Here is a 22,374-nt window from a genome sequence, read left to right on the forward strand (position 1 = left end):
TGACTGTTGACGCTCATAAGTGCTTCGAGTGAATGGATATCGGAATATTGAAGTCGAAGATTTGCAACAGATCCCAGCGGGGTCTACACCTTCAGAACCGGGGAATACAGATCGCAAGTTTAAGTCCGAGAGGCTTCAAACGCCGCCCATGCTTTTTCGAAGGCATCGAAATCGAACCCGGTTGCGCGGGCGGGATCCAGAATCAGTTTTTCGGTTTCAAGCAATTTGATGATCGCCCGTTCAAGCTTGCCCACGACTTCGGGCGGGATAACCAGCGCACCATGACGGTCCGCGTGCACAAGATCGCCGTTTTGGATCTTCAGACCAAAGATAGAAACCGAGGTGCCGATTTTGCGCACATGTACGAACCCGTGACTGGGCCCGATTGACCCGGCAACAACCGGGAAGTTACCGGGTAGATCGCCCAGGTCGCGCATTACCCCGTTGGTCAGCGCACCACTGATGCCGAAGCCCTTGTGGATCGTCGTATTGATCTCACCCCAAAAGGCGCCGATGCAATCTGGATAATCCAAATCCTCAACCACGGTGACAGCCGGGCCGCTCCCAGTTGCCATATGCCTGTAATAATCCATCCGACGTTGGCGGATCTCCTCAGGCGGTTCTGACGGCGGGTTCACGGCGGCAATCTTCGCGGTACGGGCATATCCAACCATCGCGCCCGCATCGGGATCAGAACATAACATCGTGCCCCGGGTGAATTCATTGAATCCGCGCTTGCCCTGCGCCACTTCGATTGCGTTACAAACAGTCGGCGTGTCGATCTTTTTCAGCAGGTCCAGCAAGGATTGGTTCATATCAACTCCAGCCAGCGGATCAAAGCCGCCGTTGTTTGTCGCGGTTGTTCCAGTGTCGGCAGGTGGCCGGCGTTTTCTATGATTTCCAACCGGCTCTGTGGCATCAGATCGTGCATCAATTCATGCCTTGAAACAGGGCACAGGGCATCGTCGCGCCCGCAGAGAATGAGTGCTGCGTCGGTGAAGTTGCGCAGAGTGTTGCTCTGGTCAGGGCGATCACGCAGAGCTTTAGATTGATTGACAAAAACGTCCGGGCCAAGATCCATGGCCATATCCATGCACAGGTCCAGAATGGCGGCGCGGCGCGGACCTTCAGTCAGGTAGTTCGGTTTCATCTCTTCGGCCATGACCTTGCGTAGGTTGCCACGTCCGACCGCATCGATCTGAGGGCCGCGCCTGGCTTTGACCTCGTCCAAATCAGCAAGCGGGTTCGTGTCCATCAACGCCAAACCAGCCACACGGTCCGGTGCCTGACGCAGGATTTCCATCCCCACAATGCCACCCATCGAGAGTCCCGCCAGAGCAAAGCGTTCGGGCGCATAGGCTAACACATCGGCGGCCAGCGCCTGCATTGTGTCCTGTCCTCCGATTGGTGCGCACAGGATCGGGTATTTGCCTGACAAAGCGTCAATCTGCGGTGCGAACAACCGCGCATCGCACATCATTCCGGGCAGGAGGATAAGCGGCGTCATTTGACCAGGGCAGCCCCTTCGGCAAGCGCGCCCAGCTTGGCGTAGGCGATATCCGGATCTACCGCACCAAAGCCCGCAAAGGTGCCAAAGCCGCAATCTGATCCGGCGATTACACGCTCATTTCCAACTATGTTCGTAAACCGCTCGGTACGCTGAGCAATCAGTTCCGGGTGTTCGACAAAATTCGTCGTGGTGTCCACCACACCGGGCACAAGAACCTTGTCACCCGGAATTTCACCCTTGCGGTCACGGAACACCGTCCATTCATGCGCGTGTCGCGGGTTAGAGGTTTCGAACAGCACATAGCGCGATTTGGTCGACATCAGCGTCGAAAACACCTTGTCCATGCCGATGTCGCAGCAATGCGGCCCCTCGTAGTTGCCCCAGCAGATATGGACACGCACTTTGTCAGATGGGACATTCTGCAATGCGTGGTTCAATGCCTCAACATGCATGTTGGCGATTTTCACGAACTCGTCGTCGGACAGATCGGTGAACAGCATATGGCGCGACAGGGCCAGATCGGGGCAGTCCAATTGCAGATCCAGACCCGCACCAACGATGGTCTCATATTCTTCCTTCATCGCATCGGCCAGCGCGGCCAGATAGGCCTCGCGCGTCGGATAGAAATCATTTTGCAGAAACAGGGAAATAACTCCGGGGCTGGCGGCGTTCATAAAACCGCGCTCGACCCCGTGCTCGGCCATCGCGGCTTTGAGATTGTCGATGTCCTTCTGCAGCTCACCTTGCCCTTTTGAGCGCACCTCGCCCACACACATGGGTCGAGCATACTGGGGCGTTCCACCGTCATCGGCCAATCGTTGCAGAAAGCCCGGAAACATCTTGAGGTCAGCTGGCGCATTGCGCGCGCTGTCACCTGCAAAGCCGGTATAGCGGTCCTTGACGTAAGTGGCGTAAGAGATCTTTGAGGTCTCACCGTCCGAGACGATATCTACCCCAGCCTTGACTTGTTTCCGCACGGTCTCGGACACGGCCGCTGTCATGCAGGCGTCAAATGCAGCCTGATCGAACGGTTCCTCTCGCTCGCGAGCAAAGATGAAGTCAACGACCTCCTGATTTCGTGGCAGACTTCCCACATGGGTGGTTGAAACGCGGGTCATGTTAGGATCTCCATTCAAATCTAGGTCCATCGCCGGGCCGGAAAGCCGGCGATGGATGTGCTGCGCGCGCCCCGATTGAAACCGGGACGTGTAATTTCGACGTTATGCTCCTGTCCAAGTCGCCCCAGCAGGGTCGTCGGTTGCGGTGATCCGGTACAGACCCGCTTGCCCGGTCATAGACGGTTCAGCGCTGTAGCTTTCACCGGGCAGAACCAGAGCGGTATCGCCGTTGGACAGGGTAACCTCGACCTCATTGATCTTGATGCGCCAATGGCCGCTCGCCGGCATCAGAACCACGGGTTTGTCCGCCTTGACCAGTTCAGCCACTGCCGAACCGCGCGTCATAAAATCAACCTCGAAACCGGGCTTGTCCTTGATCAGACCATTTTCACCGATCACAACCGCAGGCTTGTCCGCTGCCAGCGCCATCAGGTCCCAGTAGCGAGCGACGTATTTGCCGATCACTGCATCAATGGGAACCTCGGGGAAGGCTTTCAGATCTTCCTCGGTCAGTAGCGGCATCGGCTGCACATTGTGTGGCAGTTCCTCGCCCTTTTTGCTATCGTACAAGACGCCGTTATTGCCCAACATCAGGCCGTGGGCCTGCGCATCCTGAATGACTTGCGGAGCCCAGGTCACGCCGCCACCGGCATCGTCGCCACCCAGCATCGACATGATCATGCCATAGTCCTGGCCGACATTCTCGAAGCCGCGGAAGATCCCGGTCGGGATGTTGAAGATGTCGCCTTCTTCGGCGATGAACTCGCCAGCCGTGCCATAACGACCCCAGAAGAACCGCCATCGACCTTTAGCAACAAAGAACACCTCGGCGGTGGTGTGGCTGTGCAGCGAGTTGCGGCATTTCGGCGGTTGACCCGCTGCACCGATGTTGAACCCGATCTTGTCGGTGATGTGGACGTGCTGATCCGGGCTTTCGCTGACTCCACCGCCAATGATGGTAAAATTTTCTTTCTGGTTCGAGCCCGGAGTGTGCGCGTCGATGAACGCGGTTTTACATGGCTTCAGTTCGCCATAACGGACGATGCGGCTTTCGATGGTACTCATATCTTTTCTCCTTTTGATTTGGGTTTGATCGGATCAAACCAAACCACCCGGCGGACGATTGTTCAGTCGCCGGGCGCGTAGGCTGGCGCGATGGGCGTGGTACCGCCGCAACGCCTGCCCGGCATCCAGATTTGAGATACGGTGCGACATTCTAGAGATCGCCGGTTTTCAGAAGAATCTGTTTCCAGATCGAGGTTTCGTCAAACAAGGTGTATTCCTTGCGCAGACCCCATGGACCGAACTCGGCCTGGCTGATGCCCAGCACAAAGACCTCGGCCCCTGTGGGCACACCGAACACGCCCCAGCCGTCATGTGTGCCATGCAAAGACCAGCGGATCGCGGCGCGCGGCGGCATCATCGGGTCATCACGGCCGATCTGGTGGTGGATCTTGAATTCGGCAAGTGGGAACGCCGCGCGCAGGCCCATCCAGAACCGATCAACCGGCCCCCAACTGTGGCCGGTCTTGCCCCCGGGATATTCTGACAGAACAGCGCGGTCGTATTCAGCCTCGATCACCCTCATATCGGCATTCATGATCCGGGTCAGGATATCCGCGTATTTCTGGCCCCATTCATTGTCATTGCCACGGCCTTTATAGGGGCCGGGCTGATCGTTCGCCGGTGTGAAAGGTTGCACGCAGGCGTCAGCCCCACCCTCGCGCGCGATCAGATCGCGGGCATATTCCTTGGGGTCCCAACCCATCTGCTGCACGATCGCGCTCTGGTCGCGGATGAGCCACTCATCGTTGATCTGGTTGTTGATGGCGTGGCAGTCGGCCAAAATGCGGTAGACCAGTTTCTTGCCGGTCGCCTTGCCATACACACCGTCACCTAGATGGGTCGCTGTGGACAAAAGGCGATGCGACGACAGCATGCCCTCTTCCGGCGTTCCCGACCAGATCACATCCTCACCCAACAGCGTTCGATCAGGGAATTCTGCCAGAGTTGCCATAGTGGCAGCAATGACATTCTGGTTTCCGACAACCACCGACCCAGGTGATCGCACGACGATGTCCGGGGCGTAATAGTCGTGCAGCGTGGCAATGCCACGATCTTCCCAGATTTCTTTGGTAATCCCGATTATGTAGTCGGGGAAATCTTTAAACTTGGGATCAAATCCCTTCATGTCTTCCATCCTTCAGGTATGCGGGCGGAGCCGCGCACAATTAGCGGTCCGTCAATCTCGACCCGACGCGGGCCGGCATCGGGGTCCTCGATCTTGCCGAGCAGAATATCGACAGTTTCGGTGACCATGCGATTGGCGGGCTGTCGAATGGTGGTCAGGTTGTAGGCTGGCCATGAGGCGACAGTGACATCGTCATACCCGATGACCGAAACGTCCCCCGGAACATTCAGCCCCAATTCGAACCGCAGCGTGTCCATCACGGAAACGGCCATGTGATCGTTGGCGACAAACACCGCATCAGGCGGATCGGCTTCGAACATCCGCAGCGTGGCTTGCCGGGCTTCTTCCGTCGAAAAGTTTCCTACTTCGCGGGCGTGCAGCGTAACCCCGGCTTTCTGCAAGGTCGCAACAAACCCTGTTTCGCGGTCACGCTGGGTCGAAGCTCCTTCCCACCCGGCGATATATCCGATCTTTTGGTGCCCAGCTGCCAACAAGAACTCGGCAGCCTTTCGACCACCGGCAACGTTGTCAGATGTAACTGACGACATCGCCGTGTCGTCTTGTGCCCGATTGAACAACACCATCGGTATACCGGCCGTTCGGCAGCGGTCTGACAAATCTGAGGACAAAGCCACCGAAGCGGCGATAATCCCTTCGACCTGAAAGTCGAGTATTTCTTCGACCACATTGTCGATGTTTCCAGACTCATGCGAGGCCATGAATATCAGCACGTGGTATCCACGTTCCTGTAACGTGTTTGTCAGCTTCTCCAGCGCCTCGGGATAGAACTGGTTGTTCAGATAGGCCACGACAAGCCCGATGATCCGGCTTTTCCCGGACACTACAGCGCGGGCCAGAACGTTCGGGCGATAGCCCAGTTCCTTGGCCGCCTTGCGCACCTTTTCAACGGTTTTTTTCGACGCAGACGCGCCGGGGGTGAACACACGGCTGACCGCAGATTGGCTGACCCCGGCGAGACGGGCAACTTCCAGTGATGTAACTTTTTGTGTCGCCATCAGTCTGCCGTCCAACCTCCGTCAACCATCAATGCCGTGCCCGTCACCAGCGCCGACGCATCCGATGCCAGATAAACCACCGCCCCCATGATGTCTTCAACCTCTCCGGGGCGACCCAGTTTTATCTTGTCCAGAATCCAGGCCCGCTTGTCCGGATCGTCAAAAGTCGACTTTGTCAGATCCGTCAGAATGAAGGTGGGGCAAATCGTGTTAACCCGGATCTTTGCCGGTCCGAACTCAAGCGCCATCGCCTTGGTGAAGCCTTCGACCGCGAATTTCGACGCACAATAAACCGCGCGTTCGCGACCACCAACATGGCCCATCTGGCTAGAGATATTGATCAGCGAACCGGGGCGGCCAGCGTCGAGCAGGCCTTTGGCAACAGCCTGGGTCAGGAAATAAGCACCTTTGACATTGACGCCTATCACCGCATCGAAATCTTCCGGCTGTGTTTCCACGGCCTTGCTGTGTCGGGCAAGCCCGGCTGAGTTCAGCAGAATATCGAACGGCCCATTTTGCGCTACGGCTTCAGCGGTTGCCGCCACGTCCGAAACATCCAGTTCCAGAACTCTGGCAGACCATCCCTGCGCCGACATATCTTTTGCAATATCCTGAAGCGCACCAGCACGGCGCGCCGCCAAAGTGACCTCAGCACCATGTTCCGCCAGCGCCACAGCGCAGGCCATGCCTATGCCCGACGAGGCTCCGGCGACCAAAGCTCGCTTGCCGCTCAGGTCGAAACTGGGGGTGCTGGGAAAATGTGGCATATCAGACCTCGCCGACCGGGAATGGGATGGTGCCGGGTACACGTGCCTTATTGAACTCACGCAGTCGGGCAAAAACATCTACGCCCAATTGCCGATACACATCCAGCAGATCGACCAACACCCAATTCTCGCGGATCAGCCCACCTTCCAGACGCCAGAAATCAAGTGACTTCAAAGTGATCCGTTTGCCCGAAGGCGCAATCCCCATCCAGCCGTCATGGATGACGGTCTGGATCATGTTCGGCCAGCCGGTCACAGCGGCGTAGTCGCCATCACCAAAAAAGTGAAAGGTGATCTCGTCGGCATACTGACCACGATCGGGCATTCCGTTGAGGAAGGGAATCTGGTGCCAGTTGCGGAATCCCGCGATACCGCGCGCTGTCCCGATCCCTGCGGGACCGTACCAGTTCATGCGCGGATGCCAGAACCGCTCCATCTCCATCACTTCGGGCCCACCCTGGCTGGGGTGTTTCTCAAGATGTTTCAGCATGTCGACGATATGATTGCACGAGGCCAGAGATTTCACCTCATCCCACGGTCCGGACACAACGCCATCCAGAGTCGCCGGGCCGGGAATGCAGAACTCCAGCCCCAGAGACGGGGCCATTGGCCAGGCATTCGCCTGCATCATGACTTCGGGAACGTCCCAGAGTGCCTGAATCTCGACAACCTTGCCATTTTCAAAGCGGTAGAATTCGTGGAACCGCATGTGGGTCAGATGCCCGGTCGGCGGGATGTCCAGCCAGGGGGCGACGAAGGTGCCGAAGTAGTGGCCGCCGCAGCCAACCCAGTCGTTGCCCTGTTCTGTCCGACCACCCATGACGATCCAATCGCGACGCTCAAGATCGGGCATGGATTTCAGAAGTGGCGCGTAACAGGTGTCATAGAGTTCCTGCGGGCCGGTCAGATCTCCGAATGGATACAACATGTGGATGGCAGCATCGGGCGCGATCACCGCCTCCAGCGCCGCTCGTACTCCGGCTTCGTCGAATTTATACATTGCCTCGCGCAGGGGCGCGATCAGGACCTTGTGGGTAGAGTGAGTATCCATTGCGAAATCTCGCATTATTTTAACTTCTTATCCAAAAAATTCTGTAGGGCCCCGGTCGAATCCCTGCGCAAGATTCGTCACGCTTACGAAGTCGCATCGGCCGTCTCGCGGTATGGTGCGCCTTCACCATAGGGCACGTTGATGCCCCCATAACGCCGGACACGGATGTTGCATTGTTCGGCATGGCCGACAAAGCCTTCCAGCATACACAGACGTGAGCCGTATTCGCCGATCATCGCTGCGGCCTCATCAGTGACGACCTTCTGATAGCTGTGGGTTTTCATGAATTTGCCGACCCAGAGCCCGCCGGTATAGCGCCCGGCCTTTTTGGTCGGCAGTGTATGGTTGGTACCGATCACCTTGTCGCCGTTGGCCACGTTGGTGCGCGGACCAAGGAACAGCGCGCCATAGCAGGTCATGTTTTCCAGGAACCAGTCGTCGCGGTCAGTCATGACCTGCACATGCTCTGACGCGATGTCATCGGCCACTTGAAGCATCTCGTCATAGGTGTCGCAGACGATGACCTCGCCGTATTCCTCCCAACTGACCTTGGCAGTGCCGGCGGTGGGTAGGATCTCGAGGATACGGTCGATCTCGCTCAGTGTCTCTTCGGCCAGTTTGCGCGAGTTGGTGACCAGAACGCAGGGGCTGTTATAGCCATGCTCGGCCTGTCCCAGCAAATCGGTCGCACAGAGCTCCGCATCCGCTGCGGTTTCGTCGGCGATGACCATCGTCTCGGTCGGACCCGCGAACAGGTCGATGCCCACCCGGCCAAACAGCTGGCGCTTGGCTTCGGCCACAAAGGCGTTGCCGGGGCCAACCAGCATGTGAACCGGATCAATGGTCTCAGTCCCTATCGCCATGGCACCGATGGCCTGGATACCGCCCATAACATAGATCTCATGCGCGCCTCCTAGATGCATCGCTGCGATCACGGCCGCATTGGGTTTGCCTTGGAAGGGTGGGGTACAAGCTATGATGCGCGGAACACCGGCGACCTTGGCAGTTGCCACTGACATATGCGCCGAAGCCACCATCGGGAATTTGCCACCGGGGACATAGCATCCCACTGACTGAACAGGGATGTTCTTGTGACCAAGGATCACTCCTGGCAGAGTTTCAACCTCGATATCCAGCATCGAGTCGCGTTGTGCCTGCGCAAAGTTCGTCACTTGCTTCTGCGCGAATTTGATATCGGCCAGTTCGCGTTCAGTCAGCGAGTTGATCAACTCGTCGATCTGATCCTGGCTCAGGCGGAAGCTTTCCGGCGAGTAATTGTCGAACTTCTCAGACAGCTCGCGCACTGCGGTATCGCCGCGGGTTTCGATATCCGCCAGCGTTTCTTCGACAACAGCTCGGGTTTTGGCATCGTCTTCCGCCCGGTCAGCTTCAGGTTTGCCGCGTTTCAGGTAATCAATAGCCATTGTCTCTATCCTCAGTTTTCGGGCCGGGGTGGAGTTTTTTCTCCCCGGTCAAATGCTTCCCAGCCTTCGCCGTTGAACAGATCAACGCCAAGCTGCGCGGCGACATGGGCGAAATCGACGTTCACCCAGTTGTCAACGATCTTGCCATCGACGACTTTCCAGAAATCCATGTATCGGATCTCGACCCGCTTGCCGGTGGGCGCGATGCCCAGAAACTCGCCCGAGTGGGTTGCCTCCTGGCGGCCAAAGGCCGCAGCCCATTCGCCCATATAAAGCCGGGCCTCATCAATGCAGGTCTTGTCCGAGAACGCCGCCTGAAACGGGCGTTGCCAGTTTTCCTGAAACTCCTTGAGCCCAGTTTTGGTGCCGCAGCCCCGGTTGCCGATCCAGCGGAACCCTTCTGCGAAGAATTCGCCGATATCGTCGATGCGGTGATCGTTCAAACCATCGACCATCCCCTCGATCACGGCGCGGGTCTCGTCGGTTTTTCTCATGTCCGTGTTACGTGTCAGCACGGCCTGTTCGGGGCGGGAGCCCTTCATGTGTCTTTTCCTTTTATGGTTACCAAGGGGCTTTCTGTCTGGACGGGGAGGGTTGGTCGGCCGTCAGAAAATCCCTTGGCATCCGGTTGAGCGCCGGGTGGCGCGCAATGGCGTTATGTCTGGCGGAACAGCTCATCGGGTCTGTTCAGAAATTTGGGCAAAAAGGTCGTAACCCAGTTGCAACAGCAGATGTGGAATATCGAGCATGCACCAGTTCTCGATGATCTTGCCTTCTGCGCAGCGCCACCAGTCGCAGTCACGCATAAAAACGCGCTTTCCCGTTGGCTCCAGGCCCAGGAAGGATTTGACGTGGACGCCGGTGATCTGCGGCCAGCCGCACAGGAATGCATAGTCGCCATCCCCGGCTTTGCAATTCGAACCGACGCCGGTGACGCCTGCGTCCTTGCCGTCGCCCCAGCCTTCGAACGTGTCCTCGAAGGGGGATTGGAATTCGGCGAAGGCATCGACCGTGGCATAGGATCCCAGCCCGCCGGGACCGTACCACACCATTCGGTCATCCCAATAAGGCCGCCAGCTTTGGTCCTCGGTCGTTAGCTGTTTTAGCATGTCCTCGACCAGATCTGCTGTGGCGCGTGACTGCGCTGGGTCTGAAGGCCCAATGACGATGCCGTCATGCGTTGCCGGACCTGGCACGACACCTTCATAGCCCTGCAGTTCCAGCGGCCAGAGGCCAAGCGCGATGATCAACTCGGCAAAGCCGAGGAAGACATAGGATTCGACGATCTTGCCATCTTCCATTCGGTGGAATTCACCAAATCGCAGAAATGCCAGTTTGCCGCTGGGTGGAATACCACAAAGCGGTCGCTTGAAATGACCGTGGAAATACCCGGTCGAGGTGACCCACTCGCTTCCCAGGTATTCGCCACCTGTGACCACATAGTTCTGACGGGTGAGCCCCTCGAACGCCTCTGAAATCGGTAAGATGACAGAGCTGACGTAGCCGTTGCCATCAGGGGCTGCATTGATCGGATGGCTCGCTTCGGTAGTGGCCGTTGCGGCGAAAATCTCGCTGGCGGCCGTCTCCATGGTCTCGTCTAGGCCCTTATCAAAGCTTTCGAGAAACTGACGATAAAGCTGTTTGTTTTCAAACGTGGTTCCGGTGGCAATACCCATCGCTGGGCGATTTACGCGCTTGTTCATGGCGCTTTCCTTTTTAGGACGTTTTCCTATTCGCTGTGGCGGTGTGCAGGCACGAGGACCCGCGCGCATCAAGGCAAATGGAATTCGTCCCGGCCGTCGGGCCCGGCGCGCAGCCAAGTTCAGGCTGGCTGCGTGCGCATGGGCAGATACGGACTGAGGATGAGTGCGCCCCATTTATGTCAGCCTTTCACAGCCCCGGCGGTCAGGCCGCCGACGATCTGGCGTTGGAAGAACATCACCAGGATGAACAGTGGAACTGTGGCTGAAACCACCGCCGCAACGGCGAACATCACGTTGCCCTCGGTTTGTGTTGTACCAAGGAAGGCGGCGATTGCGGGCACCATGGTGCGGTTGCTTTCGGACAGCAGCATCGCCCCGACGGCAAAGTCGTTATAGGCCAGAAGGAACGAGAACAGCCCGGTCGTGATGACGCCTGGCCACATCACCGGAATGATCACACGTCGGAAAGCCTGAAACTGGTTGCATCCGTCGACCTTGGCACTTTCATCCAACTCGCTCGGGATGTTCTTGAAGAAGGAATGCAACATCCAAAGAGTGAACGGCTGGTTGATCGCCACAAGCACGATAATGGTGGTTGGAAGAATTCCCCAAACATTCCATTCAAAGAAGGGTAACAGATAACCCGAGACCAGAGTGATTGGCGGCATCGCGCGGAAGATAAGCGCCGTGATCAACAGCCAGAATGTGTAGTTGTAAGTAGACCGCGAAAGGGCATAGCCTCCTAGCGTCCCGATAGTCAGTGAGATGGTAACAACAAAGAAACAGACGATCCCGGTGTTCAGAACATTGCGCCAGAACTCTTCCTGAATCCAAGCACCCTCATATCCGGTGGTGGTGAACGGCGAGCCATAAACCGCTTCGGTTCGGGCACCAGTCAGGGCATTGGTCCAGTCAGCGATCGAGAAGAAATCCAGTTCGACCTTGAACGAGCCCCAAACCGTCCAGAGGAACGGAAAGGCGGCCAGGATAAACCATAGGAGCACAAACAGGGATGAGGCGATCCGAAGGCTTGTAGGCATTCTTTGCGCGCGGCTGGCCATATTATCTTGCTCCTTTGAAATCGCGCCAGGTGCGGACAAGCACGGGCGACAGAAGAATTGCGACCCCAAAAATCGTCATCACAGAGGTAGCTGCAGCGGAAGACAGTTGCCGAGTCTCGCCACCGAGATCGTAGTAGATGAAGGTGCTGAGTGATTGCGCATGCGCTTGTGCACTGAAGCCGATGATAGGTTCAAACACCTTGAAATTGTCCATCAACTGGATCAGTGCAACAAATGTGACCAGGGGCATGAGATGGGGAACAACCACGAATTTGACCTGCTGCCAGCGCGTCGCCCCGTCTATCTGGGCGGCCTCAATCTGGTCTTGGGGCAAGGTTTGCAGGCCAGCATAGAACACGACAAAGGCAAAAGGCGCAGCGTGCCAAACACCATAGACCATCAGCGCTACCCACATCAGCCCTGTTGATGCTTTCAGGCTGAAATCCGGATCTCCAGCAAGATATACGAGGGCGTTGCCGATCACCCCGCGACTGTCAATCATCCAAAACAGGATGAGCGAGCCGATCAGCGGGGTCACGATCATGGGCAGAAGAGAGAAAAAGATCATCAGACCTTTGAGTTGCCTGTGCAGGGAGTTTACTGCCAGCGCAATCACCAGCCCCAAAATAATTGTGAGCGGTGTCACGATAGCGACGAAGGTCAGCGTGAATGCCATCGCCCGGTAGAAGGGCAGATTACCAAGCTCGGTGAAGAAGCCGCCCCATGTTTCATTCGCGGCCCAGATTTGACCAATTTCCTGTATCGCCAGATGGCCTCGGTTAAAGTAAATGTCCAATCCCACAAACCGGCCCAGAGGTTGCTCGGCGCGAAGCGCCGCGGTGGCCTCTTGATCAACAGTGGTCTCAGTTGTGCATCCGATAAGCGGGGTGCAGTTTTCGACCTCTAACAGAACAGCCGGATGGGGTGCGAAGATCGATTGAGTCACCACCGAGACAATTGGCATTGCAATGAACAGCAGCATCGCGAGTCCTGTGGGCAGGAAGAACCAAAGGAATGTCTTATGGCGCATGTTGCAATCCTCGTGTCAGTGGGATTGCGCGGGTGGGTATCAAAGGCACCCGCGCAATGGGCTTCTTATTGCAGATAGCCTTGCTCGATGGCGGCGGCACGATAGGCGGCTTCTACATCAGCCAACGCTTGTTCCGCGCTTTCCTTGCCCTGCATGAAATCAGCAAGTTCGTTGCCAAGTGCGCTGTGCATGAGCCCCATGTAGGGTAGCATCGGATAGGGTGGTGTGCCCATTTTGGCCGCAGCAAACACGCCCTCGGCATCTTTTCCCGGCTGGTAGCCTTCAATCAGCCAGACCGCCAACGGAGTGGTTTCATCGTTCAGCATGTCAGGACGGATGCCATGTTTCATTGCGATGAAGGTGGCCTCGGCCTCTTCATCTGAGATGTTCTTTCCGACTGTCCAACCGTCCCACCACAGGGTCGTTGCAGGGATATCTCCGCCACCAACTGTCAGCGGCGCGCCAATCGCATGGCCGTCGATTACCTCCTGCAACACACCTTCGGTGGTGGTTTGCTGCGATGCGCGCGAACCCCACATATTCATGATTGCAACGTTGCCAGCACGGTATTCGGCATTGGTGGCGTTGGAGTCATGAGTCAGGAAGTCGGGGTTCATGTATTCCGACAAAGCCTTCATCATATTCAGGGCGTTGACACCGGCCTCAGAATTCACGTTGGGTTCGGCCGTACCGGGTTTAAAATGGCTGCCGCCATAACCAAGGAACATATTGTTGAATTCCTGCGCCAGGTTCCAACCCGATGCATAGGCCCCACCAACCGGGTTTTGCATGATGCCCTGCGCACGAATGGCCTCGGCCACCTCGAGCATTTCCTCATAGGTAGTCGGGACTTCCACACCGGCTTGCTCAAGGATGTCCTTGCGGAACATCAGATGCTGCGCGTTCGCCATAAAGGCGATAGCCATGATGTTGTCGCCAATCTTGATCAGCTGCCCAGGCTGCAGGTCCTGGCCATACTTTTCCACCAGATCATTGAGCGGACGAATAACGTCTTCGTTCATCAGTGCCACAACCGAACTATTGGCGATGATTGCGGTCGTATATTCCGACGGATTGCCCGACAGGCCAGCCACGTTGATGGTCTGGTGCTCGGATGTCAGGTTGGATTCTACCGACGCCCCGGTGCATTCCTTCGCTCCGGCTGCGACGGCCTGGATGGCCGCAAATTCATTGCCGACTATGTTGACACGTGCGCCGATTTCGCAGGCATATCCCGCGCTTGCGGCAAAGGCGGCTACCGAGCCGGCCAATGCAATTTTCTTCAGAAACATCAATATTCCTCCCTAGATGGATGGGTGCATCTTCGAAGTCTGCACCCTAGTTACCCCGTCCCAACGGGTGTTGTTTGCGGTTCTCAGCCTTCCAGGCGAGCCCCGGTTTTCGCATCAAACAGATGGCAGTGATCGGTATGGATATGAATCGAGACCTGATCGTCGATTTCGGCCCGATAGGTTTTGTCGGCCTTGACAGAGACCAGCGCTCCACCGATCCGAACCGAAACCATGGTGCTGTCGCCCAACAGCTCTTGTGTATAGATCGGTGCATTGATCTCGCCGCCGCTTTCTACAACATTGGCGTCCTCGGCGCGAAACCCCAGCGTGATAGGACCGTCGGGCGCGTTCAACCCGTGTACCTCAGTGCTTTTGGCGCGGAACACGCCACCCTGAACCTCGCCATCGACAAGGTTCATTGCCGGGTTGCCGATAAAGCTGGCGACAAAGGTGTTGGCGGGGGTGTCGTAAATATCGACCGGAGTACCGACCTGTTGCACGACACCCTGCTTCATAATCACCACCCGATCAGCCAGTGTCATAGCCTCGATCTGGTCGTGGGTGACATAGATCGTGGTGACCGCCAATTCGTGGCTGAGGTTCTTGATCTGTGCGCGGGTGGAAACGCGCAGTTTTGCGTCAAGGTTGGATAGTGGCTCGTCCATAAGAAACACGTTCGGCTCGCGCACTATGGCACGAGCCAAGGCAACCCTCTGACGCTGACCGCCAGACAATTCCGCTGGCTTGCGGTGCAGGAAGTCATCCAACTCAACCATCGCCGAAGCGCGCCGCACTTTTTCGTCATGGGTAGCAGGGTCAATACCGCGAACTTTCAGCGGGAAGCGAATGTTCTCATATACATTCATATTCGGATAGAGCGCGTATGACTGGAACACCATCGCAACATCGCGGTCTTTGGGCTCCATGTCATTTACTCGGGCGCCATCGATCAGGATATCGCCCTCAGACGCGTCCTCGAGACCAGCTATCATGCGCATTGTCGTGGTCTTTCCGCAACCTGACGGCCCAAGAAGTACCAGAAATTCCTTGTCGGCTATTGTCAGGTCAAAATTGTCAACTCCGACAAACGATCCCCAACGCTTTCCAACATTGCGAAGTTGAATTTCGGCCATTCTGTCCTCCCTGCTGCACTCGTAGTGCATACGCTTGCAAAACCATAGACAACAAAAGAAACATCTGGCAAGCTTTTTTTGCATGCGTGTGCAAAAGCCGACTTCATCTTCCTCACAATTCGCCCCTTGGCAGCGACTAAAGAACTGAAAGAAAATAATAATGTCCTATGAAATCCAAAAATCGATCATCTTGGATTACTACACGGCGCTCAGCAGCGTAAAAGAATCGGATATCGCCAACACGTTGTCTGAGTTCTGCACAGAAGACTACCTGTGGCGCGGTTTCCACCCGTTTGATGAGCTTCGGGGCACCCATGACGTAGCACAGGCATTCTGGCGTCCCCTGAAGCAAAGTCTAAGGAAAATGCAGCGCCGGATGGACGTGTTCATGGCCGGAAAAAACGAGATGGACGGATTCACCTCGGTCTGGGTTGTTTCAATGGGGCATCTGATGGGCCTGTTCGACAATGCGTGGCTGGGCATCGCCCCCACGGGCAAGATGGCGTTTTTGCGCTATTGTGAGTTCAACAAGATCGAGAATGGCAAGATCGCCGAAACGGCGATGTATTTCGACATCCCGCATTTCATGATGCAGGTCGGGTTGCAGCCCTTCCCGCCTCAAACTGCAGCCCATCTGGTTCAACCCGGACCGATGACGCATGACGGGTTGATGTTCAGCCCGCAGCCTGCCGAAGAAGGCGAGAAAACTCTCGACACGATCAATGCCATGATTTCCGATCTCGGCCAATGGAACAGCGGCTTGAGCCTTGAGGAAGAATTGCGCCAGACATGGAGCGAAGACATGATTTGGTGGGGGCCCGCCGGGATCGGTGCGACCTATACGATTGAGCGTTATGCAAAGCAGCACTCAGGCCCGTTCCGCGCATCCTTAACGGACCGCTCGAAGACCAAGCACATTTGCCGCTTGGCTGAGGGTCACTATGGCGGCTTTTTCGGCTGGCCGAATTTCACGGCGCGGCCCACCGGCGGGTTCATGGGTATGCCCGCCACAGACAAGACCGGTGAATTCCGTGTGATCGACATCTATCGTCGCGCGGGTGACAAGCTGGCCGAGAACTGGGTTTTCATTGACCTGCTGCACTTCTGGAAACAACAGGGTGTCGATATTTTGGGGCGCATGTCGAAAGTACCGCGAACATGACCGGCTGGATCGATGCCCATCACCACCTTTGGGACCTTGAAGCTGTAAACTACCCCTGGCTGATGGCGCGCGGGGTGGAAAGGTTCTTTGGCGACCCGACGCCGATTCAACGGGATTATCTGCTGCGCGAGTTCCGGTCCGAAGCCGCGCCCTGCGGAGTCGGTGCCTCGATCCATATCCAGGTGGGGGCCAAAAACGGTCTGGACGAAGCCCGGTGGGTTCAAGCTGTCGCCGAAACCAATCCAGACTGGCCAATGGCGCAGGTTGTGTTCTGTGACCTGACCTCGGCTGACCTACACGCCCAGCTTGATACGTTTCAGGCCCTTCCAACTGTACGCGGTGTGCGCCAGATCGTCGGGCGCGCACCCGGAGAGGACGCGCAGACGGGAACCAATTTCCTGTTGGACGATCCGCGGTTTCTGGACGGACTGAAGGAGGCTGGACGGCGTGACCTCAGCTTTGATCTGCAGCTCATTCCTGATTTGATCGTAAAAACCGCGCGAATTCTCGCTCAAGCCTCGAATACACGAGTCGCTCTATGCCATGCCGGATCACCATATGACCGCACTCCGGCGGGCCTGAAAAGCTGGGCTCAAAGATTGCGCGCGCTGTCCGATCTGCCGCACGTCTCATGCAAGCTCTCAGGTCTGGGCATGTTCGATCACAACTGGGCGCCTGAGAGTATTCGCCCGATCGTGGAGATTTGCCTTGAACAATTCGGACCTAAAAGGGTCATGTTTGGCTCGAATTTCCCGGTCGACAAACTCTATGGCAATTACACATCGCTGGTAAAGGCTTACCGTGATCTGGTTCCGGCTGAAGCACAATCGGCGGTTTTCAGAGAAACCGCCGCACACTTCTATGATCTCGAGGTGCCCTGAGAGTGATATTCAATGACTCGGCCCCTTGATCCGGGCCGATCGGATGTAGAATCCGTTCCCGTTTCTTTCTCGTGATTAGGTTGCGGTCAAGGCCTGCTGAGCGGAACCGTTGCGCAACTCAAGCGAAGCAGGCCGGGCGGTACGGTTAAGATTAGCGTAAACGGCTGGTGCCAGTCCGCCGAGAGAAATGTGCGGTCGCTGTGTATCGTAGTCAATCCTCCAGTTTTTGATGATCTTTCGGGCTTCAGCCAGGTTGCCGAAGATATGTTCGTTTGAGCGCTAGCAGAAATGCGCTCGAACTGACAGTTGGGAGCAAAATTTGCGACATGTATGGACATCCCCCTTTGGGCAAGAAGAATCTTTGGTTGGCAATTCGCGTAGTCGGGTGCTGACATGTATGCGGCCTCATAGTGCGGCCTACACATGCCGCGGGCCCGTATGGAGTTCTCGGATCAAGTCCAATTCAGAACCACGTGCTGCAGGCACTGTGTCGCAAGCTGGTTTTCCTGATCTCGTCTCTTCGACTGTTGCGCCTTACCTTCCGTTTGACCTTCCCACGCCTCCGAGATCAGATCGTTTGCACGGCTCTAACGTGTAACGATTGATCCCGGTATTCTTCGCCATGTGCCATCAGCGCCCAGACGATACGCGCCATTTTATTGGCCAGTGCTACCCTGATTAACATGGGTGGCTTGCGCTCCAGCATCCTTGCGAGCCAGGATCCCGGGACGGCTCCTTTTTGTTCAGCCCACCTAACCACGGCACTGGCGCCAATAATGAGGAGGCGTCGCAACGTCCGGTTTCCCATTTTTGACGTGCGCCCCAGGCGCTGCTTGCCACCAGTCGAATGCTGGAGTGGGGTTAAGCCTACCCATGCTGCAAAATCGCGCCCCCGTCTGAATGTCGAAGGGGGTGGCGCAAGTGCAGCAAGCGCGGTCGCAATTATCGGGCCAACGCCTGGTATCGCGGTCAACCTCTGACATGTTTCATCTTCCCTGGCACGCTGTGCGATTTGCGCCTCCAGCTGTCTGATGCGGCCATTCAAAGCGTCAAGCGTATCGACAAAAATGCTCAGGAGAGGGCGGGACATCTCCGGCAATTCAATGGTGCCGTCTTCGACTGCAGAAACAAGTTTACGGACGTGTGTTGGGCCTTTGGCAACCACAAAACCGAACTCGGACAGGTGGCCGCGCAAGGCATTGATGATTTGCGTGCGTTGCCGGACCAACAAATCCCGCGCTTTGAATGCCAGGGCCGCAGCCTGATTGTCTTCGCTGCGGACCAGCACAAACCGCATCGTTGGTCGCAGGGCTGCCTCACAAACGGCTTCAGCGTCGATCAAATCACTCTTGCTGCGTTTCACAAACGGTTTGACATATTTGGGCGCGATCAAACGAACCGTGTGTCCGAGTGCTTCAAATTCCCGGCCCCAATAATGGCTCCCAGAACAAGCTTCCATCGCAATGGTGCACGCTGGCAGTTCAGCAATGAACGTCAGAAGTTTGTGGCGTCTCAGCTGTTTACGAAACACCACCTCGCCCGTGGAGCTGCACCCATGAAGTTGAAACACATTCTTCGCCAGATCTATGCCGACAAGGTCCAAGTTCGCCATTTTGCTACCCTCCTGATGGTTTCCATCTCCAAAACCTACCAGATGAGAGATCAGGGGATGTCCATTCCATCAGAACCTGGAACGGTTGTGTTGCAAATTTTTGGAACGATCAAAGTAAGCGTCTTACCAGGCACACTTATCCTACGATCTCAGCAAACACCCGAAAGCCAGAGGTGGCTGCGCTGAAGAATTGCTGTTTCCGGATCATGTTGACGACTTTGATGCCATCCAACGTAGCGGACGCGGATGCGAATGATTTGAACCCACACATATGTCGAACACGCCGTTTTATGAACCGATGATCCTGCTCGATCATATTGTTCAAAAATTTGGACCTGATTGTCTGCACCTTGGCTTGGCAACCAAACCGCTTCAGAATCCTGTTCACTTCTCGAATGCCGGCTGCGTTGGCTCCGCTCTTATCGATGACGACTTTGTCTGGGATTCCGTTTGATGACAGCGCTTTGGTAAAGAACCTGGTTGCTGCGGGACCGTTTCTTCGCTCAGACAGCATAAAATCAAGGGTGTTCCCTGCTTTGTCGACGGCCCGATAGAGATACACCCACTTACCGCGCACACGGAGGTAGGTTTCGTCCATTCTCCAAGATTTCTGTGTTGGACGCTTTTTCGATTGCGCCCGCGCAGCGATCATCGGAAAATATTTTACAACCCATCTATTCAACGTGGCGTGATCGACGGAAACGCCCCGTTCAGCCATAATTTCTTCAAGGTCGCGATAGGAAACAGTGTGGCGCAAATAGAAAAACACAGCGTACAAAACCACATCCTTCGGGAAGTGGCAGCCTTTCAAAGAAACCATTCTGAAACCTGTTCGCGATTGATTTGAAAGCAACAAGCACCAGGGCACGCGATTTCGTCAACCTCGGTCAAAATTCGCGACACAACCAAATTTCCTATCGACAACTGCGTTCCGGAAAGACATCCCAAATTTGAGCTCTGCAAGGTCTCTACCCGGCTCTCCAGTTTCAAAAAACCAATCCAAGGGGATTGCTAGGCGCTTTCCAACCTGAGCTAAAAGCTCGGCCCTGGGCACCGAAGTTCCGGCCAAGTATCGGCTCATTTGCGTACGGTTCACACCTGCAACATCAGTCAAGAATTTCACTGACCCAACCTGTTTGGCGAGGTGGTTTAGTCGTGCTGCCAGCGCGTCCCGCATATCTGATTGGCTGGCTGTATCCCTTGTCATCTTCAACCTCTTTTCCAGCGAGAGCAGGGGAAAAGTTTACTCATCAACACGCTGTGTGTCTCTTAAAAACTGAACCAGTTTCAGTGGTATACACGCTATCGCAGGCCTAGTGGTTCAGAATCTTGCTCAGAAAATCCTGCGCTCGATCACTTTCCGGGTTGCTAAAAAACTGCTCGGTGGGACGGTCTTCAATTACCAGACCAGCATCCATGAACACCACCCGATCCGCCACCTTGCGTGCAAAGCCCATCTCGTGCGTAACAACCATCATTGTCATACCGTCCTTTGCCAGTTCGACCATCACATCCAGAACCTCATTGATCATTTCCGGATCAAGGGCCGAAGTCGGTTCATCAAACAGCATCGCAATCGGATCCATAGCCAGCGCCCGGCTGATGGCGACCCTCTGCTGCTGTCCACCTGAAAGCTGCCCGGGAAATTTTTCGATATGTGGCAGGAGCCCAACCCGATTGATCAGAGCTTCAGCTTTGGCGTTGGCCTCGTCACGTGACCGGCCCAGGACTTTCTGCTGACCCAGACAAAGGTTCTCGCGCACGCTCATATGTGGGTAAAGTTCAAAGTGCTGGAACACCATACCAATGCGCGAGCGCAGCTTGGTAAGATTGGTGCCTTTTGCGGTAACATCCACGTCTTCAACCTGAATGCGGCCCTGCTGCACCGGCTCCAGCCCGTTAACGCATTTGATAAGGGTGGACTTTCCTGATCCGGACGGACCGCAGACCACTACAACCTCGCCTTTTTTGACGTTGGTGGTGCAATCGGTCAGCACCTGAAAGTTGCCGTACCATTTAGAGATGTTTTCAATGCTGATCATGCTGTTTTGGCCTTCTGAAGGTGCCGGACAACAAGTGAACCGGCGAAGCAAATGCTGAAGTAGACAAGGGCGGCGAAGATATACATCTCAGCAAGCCGGCCCTCGGTTCGGGCGACAATAGATGAGGCGGTCATGAAGTCGCGCAAGCTGACAACAAAGACAAGGCTGGTATCCTGGAACAGAATGATGCCCTGCGTCACAAGGATCGGGATCATGTTCCGGAACGCCTGTGGCAGAACCACATAGCGCTGGATTTGCCAGTAGCTGAGGCCAGTGGCCTGTCCGGCATGCACCTGTCCTTTGCGGACTGACTGGATGCCTGCCCGGATAATTTCTGAATAGTAGGCCGCCTCGAACATGACAAAGGCGATCAGCGCCGAATAGAAGCCGCCAATCGGCCGACCCAAAGCAAGAGGCACCAGGAAGTAGAACCAGAAGATCACCAAGATCAGCGGCACCGAGCGGATCAGGTTCACATAACCTGCGGCGAGCAGAGCCAATGGCGCGATACCAGATAGCCGCATCAAGGCAAGGCCGGTCCCCAAAATGATACCGCCGATCACAGCAAGAAAGGTAAGCCATAGCGAGAGCTGCAACCCCTGCCACAGAAATGGAAGATTGTTCCAGATGACGGAAAGATCAAAATCACCCATAATTCAGCCTTTTCCGACAAAACCCGGGATGCGGGTGTATTTTTCAAGTGTCTGCGCGATGACTGTCGCACCAAGTGCGATGACGACGTAGATGACCGTCGCTGCGGTAAAGGCCTCAAATCCTTGAAAAGTGTATTCCGCGATCTGCTGGCTTTGCGCCGTCAGTTCAAGAAGGCCGATGGTCAGCGCCAGTGAGGAATTCTTGAAGATGGTCAGGAATTCAGAGGTCATCGGCGGCACGATCAGCCGGAAGGAAATCGGCAACAACACGTAGCGATATGTCTGCGCAGTCGAGAAGCCATTGGCATAGGCTGCGCTGGTCAACCCGTGACCGACGGCATTGATCCCGGCACGAACCTGTTCGGCAACGCGGCTTGCGGTGTAAAGTCCTAGACCGATAACAGCCGTAACATACTCGGGATTTGGCATGTCCCGCTTCATCCAACGACCCAGATCATCCGGAACGATCTCAGGCATGACGAAGTACCACAGGAACAGTTGTACAAGAAGCGGCACATTACGAAAAAGTTCAACGTAGGTGGTGCAAAGTAAGGCAACAGGCCGCGATGGCAGTGTGCGCCCGACGCCAATTAGAACACCGACGGCCAGCGCAAGAACCCAGGCCACAAGCGCGACCGCAAAGGTCCACCCCAGCCCCGATATCAGCCAGCCAAGGTATTCCTCTTCAAAGAGGACACCCCAGTTCCAGTTGTAGTTCATGCTTTCTA

The 22,374-nt window shown here is 55.9% G+C and carries 23 protein-coding genes; 2 read left to right on the forward strand and 21 right to left on the reverse strand.

Translation table 11 applies throughout. The features are described 5' to 3' along the window. Positions 1–119: 119 nt before the first annotated feature. From ACR0J7_RS15890 to ACR0J7_RS15960, 15 genes are all read right to left on the reverse strand, one after another. The gene (locus tag ACR0J7_RS15890; protein WP_480900629.1) at positions 120–815 is read right to left on the reverse strand and encodes an RraA family protein; all 696 of its coding nucleotides are present in this window, start codon (positions 813–815) and stop codon (positions 120–122) included. Then, positions 812–1,507 carry an alpha/beta fold hydrolase gene (locus ACR0J7_RS15895; protein ID WP_480773467.1) on the reverse strand — a complete coding sequence of 232 codons (696 nt, stop codon included), beginning with the start codon at positions 1,505–1,507 and terminating at the stop codon, positions 812–814. The genes ACR0J7_RS15890 and ACR0J7_RS15895 overlap by 4 nt, the downstream gene beginning before the upstream one ends. Further along, a complete protein-coding gene (locus ACR0J7_RS15900) occupies positions 1,504–2,628 on the reverse strand; it encodes a cobalamin-independent methionine synthase II family protein (RefSeq protein WP_480914878.1) in 1,125 nt (374 codons plus the stop codon). Before ACR0J7_RS15900 ends, ACR0J7_RS15895 begins: the two co-directional genes overlap by 4 nt. A 102-nt stretch (positions 2,629–2,730) precedes the next feature. Then, positions 2,731–3,693 carry a cupin domain-containing protein gene (locus ACR0J7_RS15905; RefSeq protein ID WP_480508343.1) on the reverse strand — a complete coding sequence of 321 codons (963 nt, stop codon included), beginning with the start codon at positions 3,691–3,693 and terminating at the stop codon, positions 2,731–2,733. Positions 3,694–3,844: 151 nt separating this feature from the next. After that, positions 3,845–4,819, reverse strand: coding sequence for a nuclear transport factor 2 family protein (locus ACR0J7_RS15910; RefSeq protein ID WP_480914879.1), 975 nt, complete (start codon positions 4,817–4,819; stop codon positions 3,845–3,847). After that, positions 4,816–5,835 (reverse strand): LacI family DNA-binding transcriptional regulator, encoded by a 1,020-nt coding sequence (locus ACR0J7_RS15915; protein ID WP_209599322.1) that lies wholly within the window; start codon positions 5,833–5,835, stop codon positions 4,816–4,818. Before ACR0J7_RS15915 ends, ACR0J7_RS15910 begins: the two co-directional genes overlap by 4 nt. Continuing rightward, positions 5,835–6,602 (reverse strand): SDR family NAD(P)-dependent oxidoreductase, encoded by a 768-nt coding sequence (locus ACR0J7_RS15920; RefSeq protein ID WP_480484716.1) that lies wholly within the window; start codon positions 6,600–6,602, stop codon positions 5,835–5,837. The genes ACR0J7_RS15915 and ACR0J7_RS15920 overlap by 1 nt, the downstream gene beginning before the upstream one ends. A 1-nt stretch (position 6,603) precedes the next feature. Beyond that, the gene (locus tag ACR0J7_RS15925; RefSeq protein WP_480914881.1) at positions 6,604–7,653 is read right to left on the reverse strand and encodes an ester cyclase; all 1,050 of its coding nucleotides are present in this window, start codon (positions 7,651–7,653) and stop codon (positions 6,604–6,606) included. A gap of 83 nt (positions 7,654–7,736) precedes the next feature. Next, positions 7,737–9,077, reverse strand: a complete 1,341-nt coding sequence (gene hisD / locus ACR0J7_RS15930) for a histidinol dehydrogenase (protein ID WP_480911668.1) — start codon at positions 9,075–9,077, stop codon at positions 7,737–7,739. Positions 9,078–9,088: 11 nt separating this feature from the next. Beyond that, positions 9,089–9,619 carry an ester cyclase gene (locus ACR0J7_RS15935; protein ID WP_480914883.1) on the reverse strand — a complete coding sequence of 177 codons (531 nt, stop codon included), beginning with the start codon at positions 9,617–9,619 and terminating at the stop codon, positions 9,089–9,091. Between the two features lie 132 nt (positions 9,620–9,751). Next, positions 9,752–10,780, reverse strand: coding sequence for an ester cyclase (locus ACR0J7_RS15940; protein WP_480914885.1), 1,029 nt, complete (start codon positions 10,778–10,780; stop codon positions 9,752–9,754). Between the two features lie 179 nt (positions 10,781–10,959). Next, a complete protein-coding gene (locus ACR0J7_RS15945) occupies positions 10,960–11,841 on the reverse strand; it encodes a carbohydrate ABC transporter permease (protein WP_209507350.1) in 882 nt (293 codons plus the stop codon). A gap of 1 nt (position 11,842) precedes the next feature. Then, a complete protein-coding gene (locus ACR0J7_RS15950; protein WP_480914887.1) occupies positions 11,843–12,871 on the reverse strand; it encodes a carbohydrate ABC transporter permease in 1,029 nt (342 codons plus the stop codon). Positions 12,872–12,936: 65 nt separating this feature from the next. Beyond that, positions 12,937–14,163, reverse strand: coding sequence for an ABC transporter substrate-binding protein (locus tag ACR0J7_RS15955; protein ID WP_480477924.1), 1,227 nt, complete (start codon positions 14,161–14,163; stop codon positions 12,937–12,939). A gap of 83 nt (positions 14,164–14,246) precedes the next feature. Next, positions 14,247–15,296, reverse strand: a complete 1,050-nt coding sequence (locus ACR0J7_RS15960; RefSeq protein ID WP_480833446.1) for an ABC transporter ATP-binding protein — start codon at positions 15,294–15,296, stop codon at positions 14,247–14,249. Positions 15,297–15,456: 160 nt separating this feature from the next. Between ACR0J7_RS15960 and ACR0J7_RS15965 the strand changes: the two genes are divergently transcribed. Both ACR0J7_RS15965 and ACR0J7_RS15970 read left to right on the forward strand, forming a co-directional pair. Continuing rightward, complete coding sequence (locus tag ACR0J7_RS15965; RefSeq protein ID WP_480914889.1) at positions 15,457–16,458, forward strand: nuclear transport factor 2 family protein; 1,002 nt, start codon at positions 15,457–15,459, stop codon at positions 16,456–16,458. Next, positions 16,455–17,339, forward strand: coding sequence for an amidohydrolase family protein (locus tag ACR0J7_RS15970; RefSeq protein ID WP_480488919.1), 885 nt, complete (start codon positions 16,455–16,457; stop codon positions 17,337–17,339). The genes ACR0J7_RS15965 and ACR0J7_RS15970 overlap by 4 nt, the downstream gene beginning before the upstream one ends. A 75-nt stretch (positions 17,340–17,414) precedes the next feature. On the opposite strand, the gene ACR0J7_RS15975 is transcribed toward ACR0J7_RS15970, so the two are convergent. From ACR0J7_RS15975 to ACR0J7_RS16000, 6 genes are all read right to left on the reverse strand, one after another. Next, positions 17,415–17,603 (reverse strand): integrase core domain-containing protein, encoded by a 189-nt coding sequence (locus ACR0J7_RS15975; protein ID WP_480484748.1) that lies wholly within the window; start codon positions 17,601–17,603, stop codon positions 17,415–17,417. Between the two features lie 304 nt (positions 17,604–17,907). Then, complete coding sequence (locus ACR0J7_RS15980; protein WP_480871577.1) at positions 17,908–18,951, reverse strand: IS110 family RNA-guided transposase; 1,044 nt, start codon at positions 18,949–18,951, stop codon at positions 17,908–17,910. A 136-nt stretch (positions 18,952–19,087) separates the two neighbouring features. After that, positions 19,088–19,771 carry an IS6 family transposase gene (locus ACR0J7_RS15985; RefSeq protein WP_480773478.1) on the reverse strand — a complete coding sequence of 228 codons (684 nt, stop codon included), beginning with the start codon at positions 19,769–19,771 and terminating at the stop codon, positions 19,088–19,090. Positions 19,772–20,264: 493 nt separating this feature from the next. Continuing rightward, the gene (locus tag ACR0J7_RS15990; protein ID WP_480508367.1) at positions 20,265–20,993 is read right to left on the reverse strand and encodes an amino acid ABC transporter ATP-binding protein; all 729 of its coding nucleotides are present in this window, start codon (positions 20,991–20,993) and stop codon (positions 20,265–20,267) included. Further along, a complete protein-coding gene (locus ACR0J7_RS15995) occupies positions 20,990–21,646 on the reverse strand; it encodes an amino acid ABC transporter permease (RefSeq protein WP_480484726.1) in 657 nt (218 codons plus the stop codon). The genes ACR0J7_RS15990 and ACR0J7_RS15995 overlap by 4 nt, the downstream gene beginning before the upstream one ends. Before the next feature lie 3 nt (positions 21,647–21,649). Then, positions 21,650–22,366 (reverse strand): amino acid ABC transporter permease, encoded by a 717-nt coding sequence (locus ACR0J7_RS16000; RefSeq protein ID WP_480484727.1) that lies wholly within the window; start codon positions 22,364–22,366, stop codon positions 21,650–21,652. Between the last annotated feature and the right edge of the window lie 8 nt (positions 22,367–22,374).

The sequence above is a fragment of the Ruegeria sp. O4 genome (assembly GCF_056535125.1).